This window comes from Streptomyces sp. NPDC048514, assembly GCF_043199955.1.
Classification (GTDB): domain Bacteria; phylum Actinomycetota; class Actinomycetes; order Streptomycetales; family Streptomycetaceae; genus Streptomyces.
The window spans coordinates 176,809-195,734 of the sequence record NZ_JBICWT010000011.1 but is presented as its reverse complement, the minus strand read 5'-3'; the positions used below and the strand labels follow the sequence as shown (position 1 = coordinate 195,734).

The 18,926-nt window shown below is 68.6% G+C and carries 17 protein-coding genes; 8 read left to right on the top strand and 9 right to left on the bottom strand.

Annotated features, from left to right (window positions below; translation table 11 throughout):
• Window positions 1–52: 52 nt before the first annotated feature.
• Window positions 53–1,261: an MFS transporter gene (locus tag ACGFT2_RS24970; protein WP_393281923.1), complete on the bottom strand. Its 1,209-nt coding sequence runs from the start codon at window positions 1,259–1,261 to the stop codon at window positions 53–55.
• A 144-nt stretch (window positions 1,262–1,405) separates the two neighbouring features.
• On the opposite strand from ACGFT2_RS24970, the gene ACGFT2_RS24965 reads away from it, so the two are divergent.
• The gene (locus ACGFT2_RS24965) at window positions 1,406–1,864 is read left to right on the top strand and encodes a MarR family winged helix-turn-helix transcriptional regulator (protein WP_393281921.1); all 459 of its coding nucleotides are present in this window, start codon (window positions 1,406–1,408) and stop codon (window positions 1,862–1,864) included.
• Window positions 1,865–1,873: 9 nt separating this feature from the next.
• Window positions 1,874–2,326 (top strand): GNAT family N-acetyltransferase, encoded by a 453-nt coding sequence (locus ACGFT2_RS24960; RefSeq protein ID WP_393281920.1) that lies wholly within the window; start codon window positions 1,874–1,876, stop codon window positions 2,324–2,326.
• Window positions 2,327–2,395: 69 nt separating this feature from the next.
• On the opposite strand, the gene ACGFT2_RS24955 is transcribed toward ACGFT2_RS24960, so the two are convergent.
• Together ACGFT2_RS24955 and dnaB are read right to left on the bottom strand one after the other, a co-directional pair.
• Entirely contained in the window at window positions 2,396–3,784 is a 1,389-nt protein-coding gene (locus tag ACGFT2_RS24955; RefSeq protein WP_393281918.1) for a serine hydrolase domain-containing protein, read from the bottom strand.
• A 118-nt stretch (window positions 3,785–3,902) separates the two neighbouring features.
• The gene (gene dnaB, locus ACGFT2_RS24950; RefSeq protein WP_393281916.1) at window positions 3,903–5,381 is read right to left on the bottom strand and encodes a replicative DNA helicase; all 1,479 of its coding nucleotides are present in this window, start codon (window positions 5,379–5,381) and stop codon (window positions 3,903–3,905) included.
• Between the two features lie 481 nt (window positions 5,382–5,862).
• Here dnaB and ACGFT2_RS24945 point away from each other — a divergent pair, with 481 nt between their 5' ends.
• The gene (locus tag ACGFT2_RS24945) at window positions 5,863–7,200 is read left to right on the top strand and encodes an MATE family efflux transporter (protein WP_393281915.1); all 1,338 of its coding nucleotides are present in this window, start codon (window positions 5,863–5,865) and stop codon (window positions 7,198–7,200) included.
• A gap of 210 nt (window positions 7,201–7,410) precedes the next feature.
• On the opposite strand, the gene rplI is transcribed toward ACGFT2_RS24945, so the two are convergent.
• The 4 genes from rplI to rpsF all read right to left on the bottom strand — a co-directional run bounded on the left by rplI (window position 7,411) and on the right by rpsF (window position 9,144).
• Window positions 7,411–7,857, bottom strand: a complete 447-nt coding sequence (gene rplI / locus ACGFT2_RS24940) for a 50S ribosomal protein L9 (protein WP_353599293.1) — start codon at window positions 7,855–7,857, stop codon at window positions 7,411–7,413.
• Window positions 7,858–7,875: 18 nt separating this feature from the next.
• Window positions 7,876–8,112 (bottom strand): 30S ribosomal protein S18, encoded by a 237-nt coding sequence (gene rpsR / locus ACGFT2_RS24935; RefSeq protein WP_003949403.1) that lies wholly within the window; start codon window positions 8,110–8,112, stop codon window positions 7,876–7,878.
• 57 nt (window positions 8,113–8,169) lie between these two features.
• On the bottom strand, window positions 8,170–8,775 hold the full coding sequence (locus ACGFT2_RS24930; protein WP_393281913.1) for a single-stranded DNA-binding protein: 606 nt from the start codon (window positions 8,773–8,775) through the stop codon (window positions 8,170–8,172).
• 78 nt (window positions 8,776–8,853) lie between these two features.
• A complete protein-coding gene (gene rpsF, locus ACGFT2_RS24925) occupies window positions 8,854–9,144 on the bottom strand; it encodes a 30S ribosomal protein S6 (protein WP_037650441.1) in 291 nt (96 codons plus the stop codon).
• A gap of 284 nt (window positions 9,145–9,428) precedes the next feature.
• On the opposite strand from rpsF, the gene ACGFT2_RS24920 reads away from it, so the two are divergent.
• The 3 genes from ACGFT2_RS24920 to ACGFT2_RS24910 all read left to right on the top strand — a co-directional run bounded on the left by ACGFT2_RS24920 (window position 9,429) and on the right by ACGFT2_RS24910 (window position 12,082).
• Window positions 9,429–9,746 (top strand): hypothetical protein, encoded by a 318-nt coding sequence (locus tag ACGFT2_RS24920; RefSeq protein WP_393281910.1) that lies wholly within the window; start codon window positions 9,429–9,431, stop codon window positions 9,744–9,746.
• Window positions 9,747–9,851: 105 nt separating this feature from the next.
• On the top strand, window positions 9,852–10,973 hold the full coding sequence (gene femX, locus ACGFT2_RS24915) for a peptidoglycan bridge formation glycyltransferase FemX (RefSeq protein WP_393281908.1): 1,122 nt from the start codon (window positions 9,852–9,854) through the stop codon (window positions 10,971–10,973).
• A 77-nt stretch (window positions 10,974–11,050) separates the two neighbouring features.
• Entirely contained in the window at window positions 11,051–12,082 is a 1,032-nt protein-coding gene (locus tag ACGFT2_RS24910; RefSeq protein WP_393281906.1) for an alanine racemase, read from the top strand.
• A 103-nt stretch (window positions 12,083–12,185) separates the two neighbouring features.
• On the opposite strand, the gene ACGFT2_RS24905 is transcribed toward ACGFT2_RS24910, so the two are convergent.
• Together ACGFT2_RS24905 and ACGFT2_RS24900 are read right to left on the bottom strand one after the other, a co-directional pair.
• Entirely contained in the window at window positions 12,186–13,715 is a 1,530-nt protein-coding gene (locus ACGFT2_RS24905) for a glycosyltransferase family 87 protein (RefSeq protein ID WP_393281904.1), read from the bottom strand.
• 324 nt (window positions 13,716–14,039) lie between these two features.
• Complete coding sequence (locus ACGFT2_RS24900) at window positions 14,040–16,700, bottom strand: transglycosylase domain-containing protein (RefSeq protein ID WP_393281903.1); 2,661 nt, start codon at window positions 16,698–16,700, stop codon at window positions 14,040–14,042.
• A gap of 394 nt (window positions 16,701–17,094) precedes the next feature.
• On the opposite strand from ACGFT2_RS24900, the gene ACGFT2_RS24895 reads away from it, so the two are divergent.
• Window positions 17,095–17,778 carry a PadR family transcriptional regulator gene (locus tag ACGFT2_RS24895; RefSeq protein ID WP_393281901.1) on the top strand — a complete coding sequence of 228 codons (684 nt, stop codon included), beginning with the start codon at window positions 17,095–17,097 and terminating at the stop codon, window positions 17,776–17,778.
• Between the two features lie 43 nt (window positions 17,779–17,821).
• The gene (locus ACGFT2_RS24890; protein ID WP_393281899.1) at window positions 17,822–18,904 is read left to right on the top strand and encodes an inositol-3-phosphate synthase; all 1,083 of its coding nucleotides are present in this window, start codon (window positions 17,822–17,824) and stop codon (window positions 18,902–18,904) included.
• Window positions 18,905–18,926: the final 22 nt, after the last annotated feature.

Here is an 18,926-nt window from a genome sequence, read left to right as displayed (position 1 = left end):
GGGGCTTGTCCCGACGTGCGGCATCTGTCAGGGACCGGTGAGCGGGAAGGGCTCAGTGGTGGACGGGGGTGCGCTGCCCGGCGGGCGTGCCGGAGGCGAGCGGGGCGCTGTGCGCGCTCCGGCGGCGTTCCAGTCCCGCCGAGAGAACGGCGAGTACCAGGGCGGCAGCGGCGAGGACGGCCCCGACCCAGTTGGGGGCGGTGTAACCGAAGCCGGCCGCGATCACGAGGCCGCCGAGCCAGGCGGAGAGGGCGTTGCCCAGGTTGAAGGCACCGATGTTCACGGCCGAGGCGAGCGTCGGGGCGCCGTGTGCCTGGTCGAGGACACGCTTCTGCAGCGGAGGGACGGTGGCGAAGCCGAGGGCGCCGATCAGGGCGATGGTCACGGCGGCCGCGATCTTGTTGTGGGCGGTCAGCGTGAAGAGTGCCAGGACGACGGCCAAGGCGCCCAGGGAGACGTACAGCATCGGCATCAGGGCGCGGTCGGCGAACCTGCCGCCGATGAGGTTCCCGCCGACCATGCCCAGACCGAACAGGACCAGCAGCCAGGTGACCGAGCCGTCGGCGAAGCCGGCGATGTGGGTCATCATCGGCGCGATGTAGGTGATGGCCGCGAAGACACCGCCGAAGCCGAGGACGGTCATCGCCATGGCGAGCAGAACCTGGGCGTTCTTGAAGGCGGCCAGCTCGTGCCGCAGATGCACGCCTTCCGGTCGTGGCAGGTCGGGTACCAGCTTGGCGATGCCGACGAGGCCGACGAGTCCGAGCGCGGCGACGATGCCGAAGGTGACACGCCAGCCGACGTTCTGCCCGATCAGCGTGCCCAGCGGGACGCCGACGACGTTGGCGACGGTCAGACCGGTGAACATCATGGCGATGGCGCCGGCCTTCTTGTGGGGGGCCACCAGCTCTGCGGCGACGACCGAGCCGATGCCGAAGAAGGCGCCGTGGGCGAGTGACGCGACCACCCGTCCGATCAGCATGATCGCGAACGCGGGGGCCACCGCGGAGAGCAGGTTTCCGGCGATGAAGAGACCCATCAGCAGCATCAGCATCCGCTTGCGCGGGACCTTGGTGCCGAGCACGGTCATCAGCGGAGCTCCGATGACCACGCCGAGGGCGTAGCCGGTCACGAGCAGTCCTGCCGTGGGGATGGACACCCCGAAATCACCCGCGACCTCGGGTAGCAAGCCCATGATCACGAATTCGGTCGTTCCGATTCCGAAGGCCCCGATCGCGAGGGCCAGAAGCGCGAGAGGCATGTGGGGGTACACCTTTCCCAGACGATTGCAGGAGCGCTTTGCGTGCTTCCACAATAGTTGCACACGCGGGCTACACGCAACAGCTGACTATTGCGGCGGTGCTCTATCCTTGAGTCAGCCGCCCCGGGACGGAGGAGAACGCCCATGACAGCGACGGACCCCGCGCTCACCGCTCTTGCCCAGGGCTGGTGCGCCCTCTCTGCGCTGCACGGAAAGATCGAGGCGCACATCGAACGCGCCCTGCAGGCGCAGCACGACCTGAGCGTGCGCGAGTACTCCCTGCTCGACGTGCTGAGCCGACAGCACGACGGCGATGGCGGTCATCTGCAGATGAAGCAGGTCGCCGACGCGGTCGTCCTCAGCCAGAGCGCCACCACCCGACTGGTGACCCGACTGGAGGACCGCGGGCTGCTGGAGCGCTACCTGTGCCCCACCGACCGACGCGGTATCTACACCAATGTCACCGAGGCGGGGCTGCGGCTGCTCGAGGAGGCGCGGCCCACCAATGACGCCGCCCTGCGCGAGGCCCTGGACGACGCCTCCCGCAGTCCCGAGCTGGCCCCGCTGGTCCGGGTCGTGGAGTCACTGAACGCCCCCGCATAGGGTGCGGGCATGGGAGATCTTGAAATACGGCGCGTCACCGCCGATGAGCTGCCGGCGATCGTCGCGATGCTCGCCGACGACCCACTGGGCGCCCAGCGCGAGTCGCCTCATGACCTGACCCCGTACCGGGCCGCGCTGGAGCGCCTCGACGCCGATGCGAACCAGCACCTCGTCGTCGCCGTGCGCGAGGGCCGGGTGATCGGAACGCTTCAGCTCACCATCATCCCCGGCCTCTCCCATCGAGGGGCGACCCGCGCCCTCATCGAGGCCGTGCGCATCCATGCCGACGAGCGGGGCAGCGGGCTCGGCAGCCGGCTCATCGAGTGGGCGATCGACACCTCCCGCCGACTCGACTGTCAGATGGTGCAGCTGACCTCCGACAAGTCGCGCGCCGACGCCCACCGTTTCTACGAGCGGCTGGGCTTCACCGCCTCACACGAGGGCTTCAAGCTGAAGCTGTGACGGGACCTCGGGAGCAACGGCAGGACAGAGCGGTGTGTTTCACGTGAAACACACCGCTTTCGCGCATTCCTACCGGCCGATCCCCCGCCACCCTTCCGGATCCACTCCGCCGGGCACGGGAGCCTCGGAGTCGTAAGGCTGCCGCGTGAACACGAACGAGCCGAGGTCGAGGTGGCTCACGGCCCCGTCCGGGCGCCGCACGGGCCGCAGCAGCTCCCCGGCGTAATAACCCTCCAGGCCCGTCCAGGTGCCGTCACCGTTCGGACGGAAGCGTGCGCGGCGTCCGCCACCCGTCAGCGGCCCCAGGGCGATGAGCCCGTCGGCGGTCACCCGCAGGCCGAAGGTCTGAGTTCCCCAGTACCACTGTCCCGCCAGCTCCAGGACCGCCGGGTCGACCTCCCGCAGTGGCCGCCAGGGCTCGGGGATCCGGGGTTCCGCTTCGGCGACGATCCGCACGAGGTCGGCACCCACGGCACCCAGCAGTGGCCCGCTGGTGCAGTTGGCGAGCACCACCGCGGCCACGTCGTCCTCCACGCCGATGGTGAGGTTGGCCAGGAAACCGGGCAGCGAACCGGAGTGCCCGACGAGCAGCCTGCCGTCGCGACGCTGGATCTGCATCCCCAGTCCGTAGGTGGTCCCGTCCAGCATGTCCGCGGCCTCGGTGGGCGCAGCCGGAGTGCGCATCTCCCGGACCGACTTCGCGCCCAGTACGCGATCGTCTCCCCGGGCCAGAAAGGCGGCGAACCGCGCCAGGTCCCCCGTGGTCGACCACAGCTGCCCGGCCGGTGTCATCCGGCCGAGGTCTTCCAGCGGTTCGGGAAGCAGGGCGTCGGCCCAGGGATGTACAGCCCAGCCGCCCGCATGCGGCGACCGAGGCTGTGTGCCGGTGCGGTGCAGACCGAGCGGTTCGAGAATCTCGCCGCGCAGCACTTCGCCCCAAGGAGCGCCGCGCAGTTCTTCGACCAGGGCACCGAGGAGCGTGTATCCGGGGTTGGAGTAGTGATGCCGCCGGCCGACGGGGTGCAGGAGGGGCTGCTCACCGAGCACATCGCTCAGCTCGGGCCGCAAGGAGCCGGGGGTCCGCTCCCACCAGGGCGCGGGTGACTCGGCCGCCAGTCCGGCGGTGTGGGCGAGGAGTTCGGCGACCGTCGCCTCTCCCGCGCCCGTGCCCGGCAGATGCTTCTCCAGCGGATCCCCGAGGTCGAGCAGGCCTTCGTCGCGCAGCCGCATCACCAGTACGGCGGTGAAGGTCTTCGTGATGGAACCGATCCTGTACTGCACATCCTCGTCCGGCCCGTGCCCCTCTACGGAGGTGCGCGCCCCGTGCCACACGGCCTGCCCGCCCCGTACGACGGCGGCGACCAGCGAGGGCGCCCGCCCTTCGTTCTGCGCGACCGCGATCCGGTGCAGCAACGCACGCCGGGTGGCGGGGAGCAGTACTTCCTGCGATGTCGTCATGTGCCCAGTCCACCGGCTTCCGCGGCGAGCGTCGAATCCATTGATCCGGACACCGCCCGCGCGCACCCCGGCGCACCCACCCGATCCCCACCGCCACCGGGAAAGCCCCGGGAGGTGATCAGGTCTGGGCCATGTCCACGAAGCGGGAGTAGTGGCCCTGGAAGGCGACCGTGATCGTGGCAGTCGGGCCGTTTCGGTGCTTGGCCACGATCAGGTCGGCCTCGCCCGCGCGCGGGGACTCCTTCTCGTAGGCGTCCTCACGATGCAGCAGGATGACCATGTCGGCGTCCTGCTCGATCGAACCGGACTCACGCAGGTCGGAGACCATCGGCTTCTTGTCGGTGCGCTGCTCGGGGCCACGGTTGAGCTGCGAGAGCGCGATGACCGGGAGTTCCAGCTCCTTCGCGAGCAGCTTGAGATTACGAGACATGTCCGAGACCTCCTGCTGGCGGCTCTCGGCGCGCTTGGAGCCACCGGACTGCATCAGCTGGAGGTAGTCGATGACGACCAGCCTCAGGTCGTTGCGCTGCTTGAGGCGCCGGCACTTGGCGCGAATCTCCATCATCGACAGGTTCGGGGAGTCGTCGATGTAGAGCGGCGCGGCCGACACGTCCGGCATGCGGCGGGCGAGCCGGGTCCAGTCCTCGTCCGTCATCGTGCCGGACCGCATGTGGTGCAGGGCGACCCGGGCCTCGGCGGACAGCAGACGCATGGCGATCTCGTTGCGGCCCATCTCGAGCGAGAAGATGACGCTCGGCAGGTTGTTCTTGATCGATGCGGCCCGGGCGAAGTCCAGCGCGAGCGTCGACTTACCCATGGCGGGACGGGCCGCGATCACGATCATCTGCCCCGGGTGCAGGCCGTTCGTCAGCGAGTCGAAGTCGGTGAAGCCGGTGGGCACGCCCGTCATCTCGCCGCTGCGCGACCCGATCGCCTCGATCTCGTCGAGGGCGCCTTCCATGATGTCGCCGAGCGGCAGGTAGTCCTCGCTGGTGCGCTGCTCGGTGACGGCGTAGATCTCGGCCTGGGCGCGGTTGACGATCTCGTCGACATCGTCGTCGGCCGCGTATCCCATCTGCGTGATCCGGGTGCCGGCCTCGACCAGCCGGCGCAGGACCGCGCGCTCGTGGACGATCTCCGCGTAGTACTCGGCGTTCGCCGCCGTCGGCACCGTCTGGACCAGGGTGTGAAGGTACGACGCGCCGCCGACCTTGTTGATCTCGCCGCGCTTGGTGAGTTCGGCCGCGATGGTGATGGGGTCGGCCGGCTCGCCCTTGGCGTAGACGTCGAGGATGGCCTGATAGATCGTCTCGTGGGCCGGCTTGTAGAAGTCGTGTCCCTTGAGGACCTCTACGACATCGGCGATGGCGTCCTTGGACAGCAGCATGCCGCCCAGCACCGACTGCTCGGCGTCCAGATCCTGCGGGGGGACCCGCTCGAAGGACGACCCGGCGTCGTCCCAGCCGCCGTTCTCCCGGCCCCGGTCGTGTTGCTCGTCACGACCCCGGCCACCGTCGCTGCGCCGACGCGAGGCGGGCAGACGATCGCTGGGTCCGCTGTCGGCCCACGGATCGTCCAAGGGCTCGGAAATGCTCACCGAGCGACCTCCTCCCGTCCGCACAGCGGACCTCGCCGTGTCCTCTTTTGTACGGCACGACACTGACAAATAAGAGGCCCAACTCCGGTTCTCACGCGTCGGATTTGTGACGGTTCCGAGGCTGCGGGAAAGAGGCTTCCCGGGCCTGGGAAAGGAGTGGGCGCCGGACCACGGTAGGCCCGTCGGCACCGTCAGCCAATCTGGTTATCCACAGGCCATGTGGACGACGGCCCCGATGCTGTGGAGAACTCGCCGAAACCTGTGCACGACCCGGTGGACAGCCCTGTGAACAAGCCCTCGCTCTCCTCTGGGTGATGGCTGTGACCTGGGCCTTTACCGTCCACCGGCTGTGCAGAAGAAAAACTTTCCCAGTCGGCCCAAGATCCCTTCGAACGGTGCGCGAAAGGACGCGACCTAGGAGAAGAGGTAAGGGCCACAGCTGTATTGCATCACTTACCTGTGGACGATTAGATTGGTGCTCATGACACAGGCTCCCGCGACACCGAAGGCCACCGGCCGACGGCACGACCGAGAAATCGTCGCGCTGGCGGTCCCCGCCTTCGGCGCGCTCATCGCCGAGCCCCTGTTCGTGATGGCCGACAGTGCCATCGTCGGCCATCTCGGAACCGCCCAGCTCGCCGGCCTCGGCGTCGCCTCGGCCCTCCTCACCACCGCCGTGAGCGTATTCGTCTTCCTCGCCTACGCCACCACGGCCGCCGTGGCCCGCCGTGTCGGAGCCGGTGATCTCCAGGCGGCCATCCGGCAGGGCATGGACGGCATCTGGCTCGCGCTGCTGATCGGCATCGCCGTGATCGCCGTCGCCCTACCGCTGGCTCCTGGTGTCGTCGACCTCTTCGGCGCCTCCGCAACCGCGGCCCCTTACGCCACGACGTATCTGCGTATCTCCTCACTGGGCATCCCCGCCATGCTCATCGTCCTCGCCGCGACCGGGGTGCTGCGCGGACTGCAGGACACCCGGACTCCGCTCTATGTCGCCATCGCCGGATTCGTCGCCAACGGCATCCTCAACGGTGTCCTCGTCTACGGCGCCGGCCTCGGCATCGCCGGTTCGGCCTGGGGCACGGTCATCGCGCAGTGCGGCATGGCCGCCGTCTACCTGACCGTGGTCGTACGCGGGGCCCGCCGGCACGGCGCTTCACTCCGCCCGGACTCCGCCGGTATCCGGGCCTCGGCACAGGCAGGAGTGCCCCTTCTGGTCCGCACTCTCTCCCTGCGGGCGGTCCTGATGATCGCCACGGCGGTCGCGGCACGCCTCGGTGACGCCGACATCGCCGCCCACCAGATCATCTTGTCCCTGTGGAGCCTGCTGGCCTTCGCTCTCGACGCGATCGCGATCGCGGGACAGGCGATCATCGGCCGCTATCTCGGCGCGGACGATGCGCAGGGCGCCCGGGAGGCCTGCCGCCGCATGGTCCAGTGGGGCATCGCGACCGGCGTGGTGCTCGGGCTGATCGTGGTCGCCGCCCGACCGCTCTTCCTGCCGCTGTTCACCAGCGACTCGGTGGTCAGAAGCGCGGCACTGCCCGCACTGCTGATGGTGGCGCTGTCGCAGCCCGTCTGCGGGATCGTCTTCGTCCTGGACGGCGTCCTCATGGGAGCGGGCGACGGACCGTACCTGGCCTGGGCCATGGTCGTCACCCTGGCGGTGTTCGCCCCGGTGGCCCTGCTCATCCCTGTCTTCGGCGGGGGTCTCACCGCCGTCTGGGCAGCGATGACGCTGATGATGACGGTCCGCATGCTGACGCTGTGGCTGCGCACCCGCTCCGGCCGCTGGATCGTGACGGGCGCGGCCCGCTGACGTTTCACGTGAAACAGCCACAGCATCTCCCGGCTGAACCAGCCGCAGGATCTCCCCGGCCGAACCGGCCACGGGACCACCCGGGCCGAACCTACAGGACCACCCGGCTGATCCAGCCGCAGAAGCCGCCCGGCTAAGGCAAAAGGGGCCGCACCCGTCGGGTGCGGCCCCTTTCAAGTTGCTCGGGCGAGCCGAGCGATCACGCAGCGATCAGGCTGCGACGACCTCGACGTTGACCTTGGCGGCAACCTCGGGGTGCAGACGCACGGACGTCTCGTGGGCGCCCAGGGTCTTGATCGGAGCGGACAGCTCGATGCGGCGCTTGTCGACCTCGGGGCCACCGGAAGCCTTGATCGCCGAAGCGACGTCGGCCGGGGTGACGGAGCCGAAGAGACGGCCGGCCTCGCCGGAGCGAACGGCCAGGCGCACCTTGACGCCCTCGAGCTGGGCCTTCACAGCGTTGGCCTGCTCGATGGTCTGGATCTCGTGGATCTTGCGAGCACGACGGATCTGCTCGACGTCCTTCTCGCCACCCTTGGTCCAGCGGATAGCGAACTTCCGCGGGATCAGGTAGTTGCGAGCGTAACCGTCCTTGACGTCGATGACGTCGCCAGCGGCACCGAGGCCGGAGACCTCGTGGGTGAGGATGATCTTCATGTGTCGGTCACCCTTCCCTTATCGCGCGGTGGACGTGTAGGGCAGCAGCGCCATCTCACGGCTGTTCTTCACGGCCGTGGCGACGTCACGCTGGTGCTGCGTGCAGTTGCCGGTCACGCGGCGGGCACGGATCTTGCCGCGGTCGGAAATGAACTTCCGCAGCATGTTCGTGTCCTTGTAGTCCACGTACGTGACCTTGTCCTTGCAGAATGCGCAGACCTTCTTCTTCGGCTTGCGCACAGGCGGCTTCGCCATGGTGTATCTCCTGTGTGATCAAGAAGTTTGGGTACGACCCGCCCTCGGCCCGGAGGCCTAGAAGGGGGGCTCGTCCGAGTAGCCGCCACCGCCGCCGGAGCTGCCGCCTGAGCCGCCGCCCCAGCCACCGCCGCCCTGGTTGCCACCGGCGGGAGCACCGCCGGTCGCCCAGGGGTCGTCGGCCGGAGCGCCGCCGCCCTGCTGGCCGCCACCGGGGCCACCGCCCCAGCCACCGCCACCCTGGCCGCCGCCCTGGCTGCCACCGCCGCCGTAACCGCCCTGGCCACCGCGAGCGCCACCGGCGGTCTTGGTGACCTTGGCCGTGGCGTTGCGCAGGCTGGGGCCGACTTCCTCGACGTCCAGTTCGTAGACCGTGCGCTTGACGCCCTCACGGTCCTCGTAGGACCGCTGCTTCAGCCGGCCCTGCACGATGACGCGCATGCCTCGCTGGAGCGACTCGGCGACGTTCTCCGCCGCCTGTCGCCAGACCGAGCAGGTCAGGAAGAGGCTTTCGCCGTCCTTCCACTCGTTCGTCTGGCGGTCGAAGGTGCGGGGAGTGGACGCGACGCGGAACTTCGCGACCGCCGCACCGGACGGGGTGAAGCGCAGCTCGGGGTCGTCGACAAGATTGCCGATGACCGTGATGACGGTCTCGCCTGCCATGGGGGAACCTCTCGGCGGGTTTGCTGCTGGCTGCTTGGTGCTGCTACTCGGATCCCGAGATCAGCTGAGCGGAAAAGCTCAGTGCATCTCGGGGCGGAGGACCTTGGTCCGGAGGACCGACTCGTTCAGGTTCATCTGGCGGTCGAGCTCCTTGACGACCGCAGGCTCGGCCTGCAGGTCGATGACCGAGTAGATGCCCTCGGGCTTCTTCTTGATCTCGTAGGCGAGACGACGACGGCCCCAGGTGTCGACCTTCTCAACCTTGCCGCCGCCGTCGCGGACGACAGACATGAAGTTCTCGATCAGCGGGGAGACAGCGCGCTCCTCGAGATCGGGGTCGAGGATGACCATCACTTCGTAGTGACGCATGTGGAACCCACCTCCTTTGGACTCAGCGGCCACGGTCGTTCCGTGGCAGGAGGGTCGTGATGCGTACGCAACGGTATCGGCCGCCACTGACAATCGGGGTTCCCCTGGGGATCCCGGCAGCGCGGCCCCCGTACGAGCTGAGGGGGCCTGGGCAGACACCGGTGCAGAGGCTACAGACTACCCGCACACCGCTTCCGGTTGAAATCCGGTCCCGAGAGCCGTCAATCTGTACACGTCGGGTGTGTACGGCGCTACGATGCGCCGCCTTCCGCAGGAGGTGCCCTATGGCACAGGCATTGCAGCCCAATTTCGCCGGATCTCTCCTCGCCACGGACGGCAAGTCCCGTCCGCTCCAGGACGGCCTCACGATCGTGACGCTGGTCCTTGGCCTGCTGGCGTTCATCACCTCGTTCTTCCACGGCCTTCACCTGGTGACGTCCTGGGCCGGACTGGTGGCCCTCGGCACCGGTGTGTACGGACAGTGGATCTCGGTGACCACGCGGGAGCGCTTCGGTCTCATCCTGGGACTCGGTGCCGCGGGGGTGGGTTTCCTGATCGGCATGGCACACGGCGGCCTCTTCGGCGGTCTCGTCGGCAGCTAAGAGCCGTAGGCCCAGTCGGGGCGCTCGCAAGGCGCAGTAGGCTTCGGCGCGAGAGCCGGAGCCCCTGTACCCATGGGGACACACCAGCCCGAGGAGCGCCCCGACATGAGCCTGACCCTGAGGACCATCAGCCGCGAGCAGCATCTGGCCTACATCCAGAGCCTGCCGGCGGCGAGCCACATGCAGGTCCCGGCATGGGCCGATGTGAAGGCTGAGTGGCGCTCGGAGAGCCTCGGCTGGTTCGACGACCGCACCGGCGAGATGGTCGGCGCGGGCATGGTCCTCTACCGGCAGCTGCCCAAGATCAAGCGCTACCTCGCCTACCTGCCCGAGGGCCCGGTCATCAACTGGTACGCGCCGAACCTGGACGACTGGATCCAGCCGATGCTGGCCCACCTGAAGCAGCAGGGCGCCTTCTCCGTGAAGATGGGCCCGCCGGTGATCATCCGGCGCTGGAACGCGGAGACCATCAAGAAGGGCATCCAGGACCCGGACGTCAAGCGCCTGCGCGACCTGGAGGCCGACTTCATCGAGCCGCGCGCCTTCGAGGTGGCCGACAAGCTGCGCCGTATGGGCTGGCAGCAGGGGGAGGACGGCGGCGCCGGCTTCGGTGACGTCCAGCCCCGCTACGTCTACCAGGTGCCGCTGGCCAACCGCTCACTGGAAGAGGTCCACAAGAACTTCAACCAGCTGTGGCGCCGCAACATCAAGAAGGCCGAGAAGGCCGGCGTCGAGGTCGTCCAGGGCGGTTACCAGGACCTCGCCGAGTGGCAGCGGCTCTACGAGATCACGGCCGTGCGCGACCACTTCCGGCCCCGCCCGCTGTCGTACTTCCAGCGCATGTGGACGGCCCTCAACACCGAGGACCCCAACCGCATGCGGCTGTACTTCGCCCGCCACAACGGGGTGAACCTCTCCGCGGCGACGATGCTGATCGTCGGCGGGCACGTCTGGTACTCGTACGGTGCCTCCGACAACATCGGCCGTGAGGTCCGGCCCTCGAACGCGATGCAGTGGCGGATGCTGTGCGACGCCTACGCGCTCGGTGCCACCGTCTACGACCTGCGCGGCATCTCCGACTCCCTGGACGAGACGGACCACCTGTTCGGCCTCATCCAGTTCAAGGTCGGCACGGGCGGACAGGCCGCCGAGTACCTCGGCGAGTGGGACTTCCCGCTGAACAAGCTGCTCCACAAGGCCCTCGACATCTACATGTCGCGCCGCTGAGCCGCGGGCGTTTGATTCCATAGCGTTCACAGCTTCCACAGCTCTGCCCCACCGCGAGAAAGGTCCCAGGTCCGGCCATGGCGCTCACGCTCTACGTCGATACCGCGCGCTGGCGTGCGCACCACAAGCACGTGCAGGAGCAGTTCCCGGGCCTCGTCCCGGTCTGCAAGGGCAACGGCTACGGCTTCGGACACGAGCGGCTGGCCGAGGAGGCCACCCGGCTCGGTTCGGACCTGCTCGCCGTCGGCACCACGTACGAGGCCGCGCGCATCAAGGACTACTTCGGCGGTGACCTTCTGGTGCTGACGCCCTACCGCCGTGGGGAGGAGCCCGTGCCGCTGCCCGACCGGGTCGTCCGCTCCGTGTCGTCGATCGACGGCGTGTACGGGCTCGTCGGCGCCCGTGTCGTCATCGAGGTGATGTCCTCGATGAAGCGGCACGGCATCAGCGAGCAGGACCTGCCGCAGCTGCACCAGGCCATCGAGAACGTCCGGCTGGAGGGCTTCGCCATCCACCTGCCGCTGGACCGCACCGACGGCTCGGACGCCGTCGAGGAGGTCATCGGCTGGATGGACCGCCTGCGCGCGGCCCGGCTGCCGCTGCACACGATGTTCGTCAGCCATCTCAAGGCCGATGAACTCGCCCGGCTCCAGCAGCAGTTCCCGCAGACCCGGTTCCGCGCCCGCATCGGCACCCGGCTCTGGCTGGGGGACCACGACGCGACCGAGTACCACGGCGCCGTCCTTGACGTCACGCGCGTGACCAAGGGCGACCGGTTCGGCTACCGCCAGCAGAAGGCCGCCTCGGACGGCTTCCTCGTGGTCGTGGCGGGCGGCACGTCGCACGGGGTGGGCCTGGAGGCCCCGAAGGCCCTGCACGGCGTCATGCCGCGCGCCAAGGGCGTCGCACGGGCCGGCCTCGCCACGGTCAACCGGAACCTTTCTCCATTCGTCTGGGGCGGCAAACAGCGCTGGTTCGCCGAGCCGCCGCACATGCAGGTGTCGATCCTGTTCGTGCCGTCGGACGCTCCGGAGCCGAAGGTCGGCGACGAGCTGGTGGCCCATCTGCGGCACACCACCACGCAGTTCGACCGGATCGTGGACCGCTAGGCCGACCCGGGGCACGCACCGCCCGGGTGGCGAAAAGGCCGTACACGCGTCACTCGTGTACGGCCTTCTTCCGTGCCCGCCGGCCCGCCCGGCACCTGTTCGCTCAGAGCGAACGCCCCTCCTGGGGCGCCGGCTCGGTCTTGCCCCAGTCCACCGGAGGCCCGTCGAAGTGGGCGGCGTGCCGTGGCGGATGGGCCGCCGCGCCGAGCACGAAGGCGTCCTCCGCGCCGTCGAGCACTCCGCCCGAGGGGTCGTCGTCGCCGGAACGGCGGACCACGTCGCGCTCCGGCATGAGGATGTCCCGTACGACGACGGCGCACAGGTACAGCGTGCCCGCCAGGTGCAGCACGATCGTCCACTGGTAGCCGTGCGTCGGCAGGCCCTTGTGGGCGTCTCCGCTGGTCGTGTAGGCGAGGTACAGCCAGATGCCCAGGAAGTAGCCCACCTCGCAGGCCTGCCAGATCAGGAAGTCCCGCCACTTGGGCCGGGCGAGGACGGCGAGCGGCACCAGCCACAGGACGTACTGCGGGGAGTAGACCTTGTTGGTGAGGACGAAGGCCGCCACCACCAGGAAGGCCAGCTGGGCGAAGCGCGGCCGGCGCGGGGCGGTGAACGTCAGCGCGCCGATGCCGAGGAAGCACAGCACCACCAGCACCGAAGCCGCGGTGTTCACGAAGTCGGTGGTGGGGGGATCGCCGGAGTTCTGCGCCCAGATCAGCCAGAAGGAGCCGAAGTCGACGCCGCGCTCCTTGCTGAAGGTGTAGAACTTCGCCCAGCCCTCGCGGATGTGGAAGCCCGTCGCGTCATGCGCGACCATCACCGGCAGGTTCACCACGAGCCAGGCGACCGCCGCGCCGGTCGCGGCCTGGAAGAACTCGCGCCATTTGCCGGCGCGCCAGCACAGCAGGAGCAGCGGGCCGAGCAGCAGGGCGGGGTAGAGCTTGGCGGCCGTGGCCAGCCCCAGCAGGATGCCGAAGGCGAGTGCCCGGCCCCGGGACCACATCAGCATCGCGGCGGCCGTGAGAGCGACCGCGAAGAGGTCCCAGTTGATCGTGGCGGTCAGCGCGAAGGCGGGCGCGAGGGCGACCAGCAGGCCGTCCCAGGGGCGCCGGCGCTGGGTGCGGGCCACACAGACGGCGATGACGGCCGCGCACACCATCAGCATTGCGGCGTTGACGAACCAGTACCACTGCTCCTGGTGCTGGATGCTGCCGCTGTGCGGGGTCAGCCAGGACGCCACCTCCATGAAGACCCCGGTCAGCACCGGGTATTCGAGGTAGTCCATGTCGCCCGGCAGGCTGTCGAAGTACGGCACGAGATGGTCGGCGAAGCCCCGCCCCTGGTAGAGGTGCGGGATGTCCGAATAGCAGGCGTGCGTGTACTGGCTGCTCGCGCCGAAGAACCAGGCGCCGTCGTAACAGGGCGCCTTCTGGACCAGACCGAGCGCGAACATGCCGATCGCCACGAGTGCGACGACCCGTACGGGGGTCCACCAGGAGGCCGTGGGCAGGGCACGCCGGCCGAGGGGACCGCCGATCAGCTCACTGCCGGCCGCGGCGATCTCGTCCTCCCTGGTGGGGTGCACCGGGTCCGGCTCGTCTACGCGCGCGGGCGTCGTCTCTGCACTGGACATGGCGCACATCCTGCCGTACGGACCTGAGCATCGCTGCCCGCACTCCTCGATCCTCCTCGATGCCGGACATGCCGGACATGCCGGATGCGACAAGCCCGCGGCCGTCCGGCCGGTGATCCGCAGTCGGTCCTCCGGTGATCCACGGCCGTCCCGCCGGTGGTCCGAGGCCGCCTCTCCGCCGGTCCGCGGCGCCCCCCGGTGTTACACGGCCGCACTCGGGCTCCGGCGGCCGTATGGACGGCGCAGCGAAGAAGGACAGGCCCCGGATCGTTCGGGGCCCGTCCTTCTTCGCTGCCGTTCCTGTTCGGCCGCGGTCAGGCGGTGCTAGCCGTCCTGGCCGCCGAAGAAGCCGCCGTTGCCGTTTCCGCGCGTGGTGCCCGGGCCGGTCGGCTCCGTGATGGACGGGGTCGGGGACGGTCCTCCGTCCGTGCCGCCGTTCTCGTTGCCGCCGTTGGGTTCGCCGGTTCCGCCGTTGTCGCACCCGAAGAAGCCGCAGTGCCCACTGGCCGAGGGCGACGGGGTGATCTCGGTCTCGCTCGGCGACGGGGTCGGCGAGGGACTCGTGGTCTGGCTGTGCGTGACCGACGGGGTGGGCGACGGGCTCGGCTGGGCGTTCAGGACCTTGCCGATCGGCACCGGGGCCGGGAACCGCTCCGCCGGCGTGCCCTGCAGCGCCTGCGCCATGTAGTCGTGCCAGATCTCCGCCGGGAACGAGGCGCCGTGGATCTTCTCCTGCCCACCCGTTCCGTACATCTCCAGGAACTTGCGGTTCTTGTTGCTCGCGTCGTCGTCCATCCGGAACATGCTGATCGCGGTGGACAGCTGCGGGGTGTACCCGACGAACCAGGCCGACTTGTTGCCGTCGGTCGTACCGGTCTTGCCGGCCACGTCACGTCCCGGCAGCTGCGCGGCGGTGCCCGTGCCCTTGTCCACCACGGTCTTCAGGACGTCGGTGACGTTGTCGGCCACCTCCGGCGTGAAGGCCTCATCGGTCTTCGACTTGTGGGTGAAGACCGTCCCGTCCTTGCTCCTGACCTCGCTCACGGAGAAGGGGTCGTTCTGCCGGCCGCTGGCCGCGAACGTGGCGTACGCGCCGGCCATGCGGATCGCGCTCGGGTCGGAGGTGCCGATCGAGAAGGACGGGTAGTCGCCGCCGGCCAGGCTTCCCTTGAGGATGCCCGCGTCCATGGCGCTCTCCGCGACCTTGTCCAGACCGACGTCCATGCCCAGCTGGACGTAGGCGGTGTTGACCGAGAGCCGCATCGCCTCACGAAGGTCGATGTTGTAGCCCGGCGGGCTGCCGACGGACTCGTTGCCGTCGTTGGTCTGGAGCCACTCCTTGCCGTTCTTGTCGGTCCAGACCGACTTGTCGTACAGCTTGATCCGGAGCTTGTTCCTGCCGATGTAGATGCTGTCGGGCGACGCGACGGTGCGCTCGTCCTGCGCCTGGGAGGGGCCGAGCTCGGGGTTGCGCACCCCCCACTTCATCGCCGCCGCCAGCACGAACGGCTTGAAGGTCGAGCCCACCTGGGCGCCGGTCGCGTCGGCGTTGTCGGTGAAGTGCTTGGTCGCGTTCTCACCGCCGTAGATGGCCTTGATGGCGCCTGTCTTCGGATCCACGGACGCGCCGCCGAACTGGACGTACTTGTCGGTCTCCGGGCGCTGGCCGGGCTTGATGTTCGCCTTCCGGACCTTCTGGACGGCCTTCTCCAGCTGGTTGACCTTCTTCTTGTCGAAGGTCGTTTTGATCGTGTAGCCACCCCGCTGCAGGTCGTCGGCCGAGATGTCCGTGTTGTTGACGATGTAGGCCTTGGCGAGGTCGACCAGATAACCGACCTGACCGCTCAGCCTGCTGTTCGAACGCGGGCTCTGCACGGTGGGGAGAGTCGTGTACTTGGCCCGCTCCGCGGCGCTCAGATGTCCGTACTGGACCATCTTGTCCAGTGTGTCCTGCATCTGCCTCGTCGCCCGCCGGGTGTTGGCGTCCGAGGTGGCGGCCGGGTCGAGCGACGTGGCGCCCGCCGGGTCGTAGTACGTGGCGCCCTTGACCATCGCCGCGAGGAAGGCGCACTCGCCCGGGTTCAGGTCCTTGGCTTCCTTGTTGAAGTACGCCCGCGCGGCCGCCTGGACGCCGTAGGCACCTCGGCCGAAGTACGCCGAGTTCAGGTAGCCGGCCATGATCTCGTCCTTGTGGACCGTGGCGCCCACCTTGATCGAGACGAAGATCTCCTTGAACTTCCGGGAGAGGGTCTGCGACTGGTCGTCCAGCATCGCGTTCTTGACGTACTGCTGGGTGATGGTGGAGCCACCCTGCGTCTGACCGCCCCGGGCCATGTTGAAGACGGCGCGGGCGATGCCCTTCGGGTCGACCCCCCGGTCGGTCTCGAAGGTCTTGTTCTCCTGGGAGATCACGGCGTACCGCATCTCCTTGGGGATCTCCGAGTAGTTGATGATCTGGCGGTTGACCTCGCCGCCCGTGGCGACCATCACCGAGCCGTCGGACCACTCGAATACGTTGTTCTGCGCCTTGGCGGTCTTGGCGACGATCGGCACGCTCACCATCGCGTACCCGATGCCCGCCACCGCCACCAGGCTGCCGAGGAAGGCGATGAAGGTTCCGGTGACGAGCTTCCAGGACGGCATCCAGCGGCGCCATCCGTACCTGCCGCTGCGCGGGTAGTCGATGAAGCGCTTCTTCCCCGGGGGGGCCGTGCGGCTTCCGCCGCGACCGGGACCGGCCGGGCCCCCAGGTCCTCTGCGGCGGCCGGCGGCGCCTCTCTGCGCGGCGCGCCGGGCCTCGGCACGTCCGCCGGGTGCCGACCCATGAGAACTCGGCCCGGAGCCCGGCCCACTGGGTTCGGCAAAGGATCCGGTGGCGCCTCGCGGTGCCGCACGGCGGCCGGAGGACGAGCCGGACTGGCCGCGTCGGGCCGCGGCACGTCCGCCTCCCTGCGGCTGCGGCGGTTTGCGACGGTGCTCGCTCATCGAACGATTACTCCTCGGGCAGGCGCACCCGTGCGCGCCTGGAACGGCGGCTGGTTTCCGGTCCCCCCGAAGTACGGATGTGGTCGGTCCTGCATTCACCCGTACTGCACCGGGGACGACGACGCTCCCCGGGCGCCACTTGGTTCCCGGTGGTGTGCATGCCGCACAGACTACGCACCGCCAAAACCCACCGAGCCCCGAAGTTCACCCCAAAACAGGCAACTTGCCTCCTACGAATCGGTGATGTGATCCCGTTCACCGCCTTCCCTCTTGTCGCATCCGGAAGGCCGTTCTATCGTCTTGATGTATCGAGTCGATACATCAGCGCGAGATAAAGACGCTGAGGGCACTGCGAGACCTGCGGGATTCACCTGCGGGACGAGGGGAGGCGATGATGAGCCGGCGCTCCGGCATCCTCGAGTTCGCCGTGCTCGGCCTGCTCCGCGAGTCCCCGATGCACGGCTACGAGCTGCGCAAACGTCTCAACACTTCACTGGGTGTGTTCCGTGCGTTCAGCTACGGGACTCTGTATCCCTGCCTCAAGACGCTGGTCACCAACGGCTGGTTGATCGAGGAGCCCGGAAACACCCACGAGGACGCCCTCGCCGCGCCCCTCGCCGGACGCCGCGCCAAGATCGTCTACCGGTTGACGGCGGAGGGCAAGGAGCACTTCGAGGAACTGCTCTCGCAGGCCGGTCCCGACGCGTACGAGGACGAGCACTTCGCCGCACGCTTCGCCTTCTTCGGGCAGACGTCGCGCGATGTGCGCATGCGCGTCCTGGAGGGCCGGCGCAGCCGCCTGGAGGAGCGCCTGGAGAAGATGCGCGCCTCTCTGGCACGCACGCGGGAGCGCCTCGACGACTACACACTTGAGCTCCAGCGCCACGGTATGGAGTCCGTGGAGCGCGAAGTGCGCTGGCTGAACGAGCTCATCGAGAGCGAGCGGGCCGGGCGGGACCTGAGAGGTTCGGCGTCCGGGGAATCCGCTCAGCAGGACACGACCACTGGATCGACGGGCGGCCTGCCCCGTCCCGGGGACACCCCCCGGGCGGATACGCCCGACGACACCGCCACGTGAGACCCAATCAGGGCCTCACTCGTACACACAGGGAGCAACCGGAATGGGTTCGGTTCGCGTAGCCATCGTCGGCGTGGGCAACTGCGCGGCGTCGCTGGTGCAGGGAGTCGAGTACTACAAGGACGCCGACGCGGCGTCCAAGGTCCCCGGCCTGATGCACGTGCAGTTCGGTGACTACCACGTGCGTGACGTCGAGTTCGTCGCCGCGTTCGACGTCGACGCCAAGAAGGTCGGCCTCGACCTCGCGGACGCCATCGGCGCCTCCGAGAACAACACCATCAAGATCTGCGACGTGCCCAGCACCGGTGTCACCGTGCAGCGCGGCCACACCCTCGACGGCCTCGGCAAGTACTACCGCCAGACCATCGAGGAGTCCGACGCCGAGCCCGTCGACATCGTCCAGATCCTGAAGGACAAGCAGGTCGACGTCCTGGTCTGCTACCTCCCCGTGGGCTCCGAGGACGCGGCGAAGTACTACGCCCAGTGCGCCATCGACGCCAAGGTCGGCTTCGTCAACGCCCTCCCGGTCTTCATCGCCGGCACCAAGGAGTGGGCGGACAAGTTCACCGAGGCCGGTGTGCCGATCGTCGGTGACGACATCAAGTCCCAGGTCGGTGCCACCATCACGCACCGCGTCATGGCGAAGCTGTTCGAGGACCGGGGTGTCATCCTCGACCGCACGATGCAGCTGAACGTCGGCGGCAACATGGACTTCAAGAACATGCTCGAGCGCGAGCGCCTGGAGTCCAAGAAGATCTCCAAGACGCAGGCCGTCACCTCCCAGATCCCCGACCGGGACCTCGGCGAGAAGAACGTCCACATCGGCCCGTCCGACTACGTGGCCTGGCTGGACGACCGCAAGTGGGCGTACGTCCGCCTCGAGGGCCGTGCCTTCGGTGACGTCCCGCTGAACCTGGAGTACAAGCTCGAGGTCTGGGACTCCCCGAACTCCGCGGGTGTCATCATCGACGCCCTGCGCGCGGCGAAGATCGCCAAGGACCGTGGCATCGGTGGCCCGATCCTGTCGGCGTCCTCGTACTTCATGAAGTCCCCGCCGGTGCAGTACTTCGACGACGAGGCCCGCGAGAACGTCGAGAAGTTCATCCGCGGTGAGGTCGAGCGCTAAAGCGCGGACTTCCGCCGCTCGC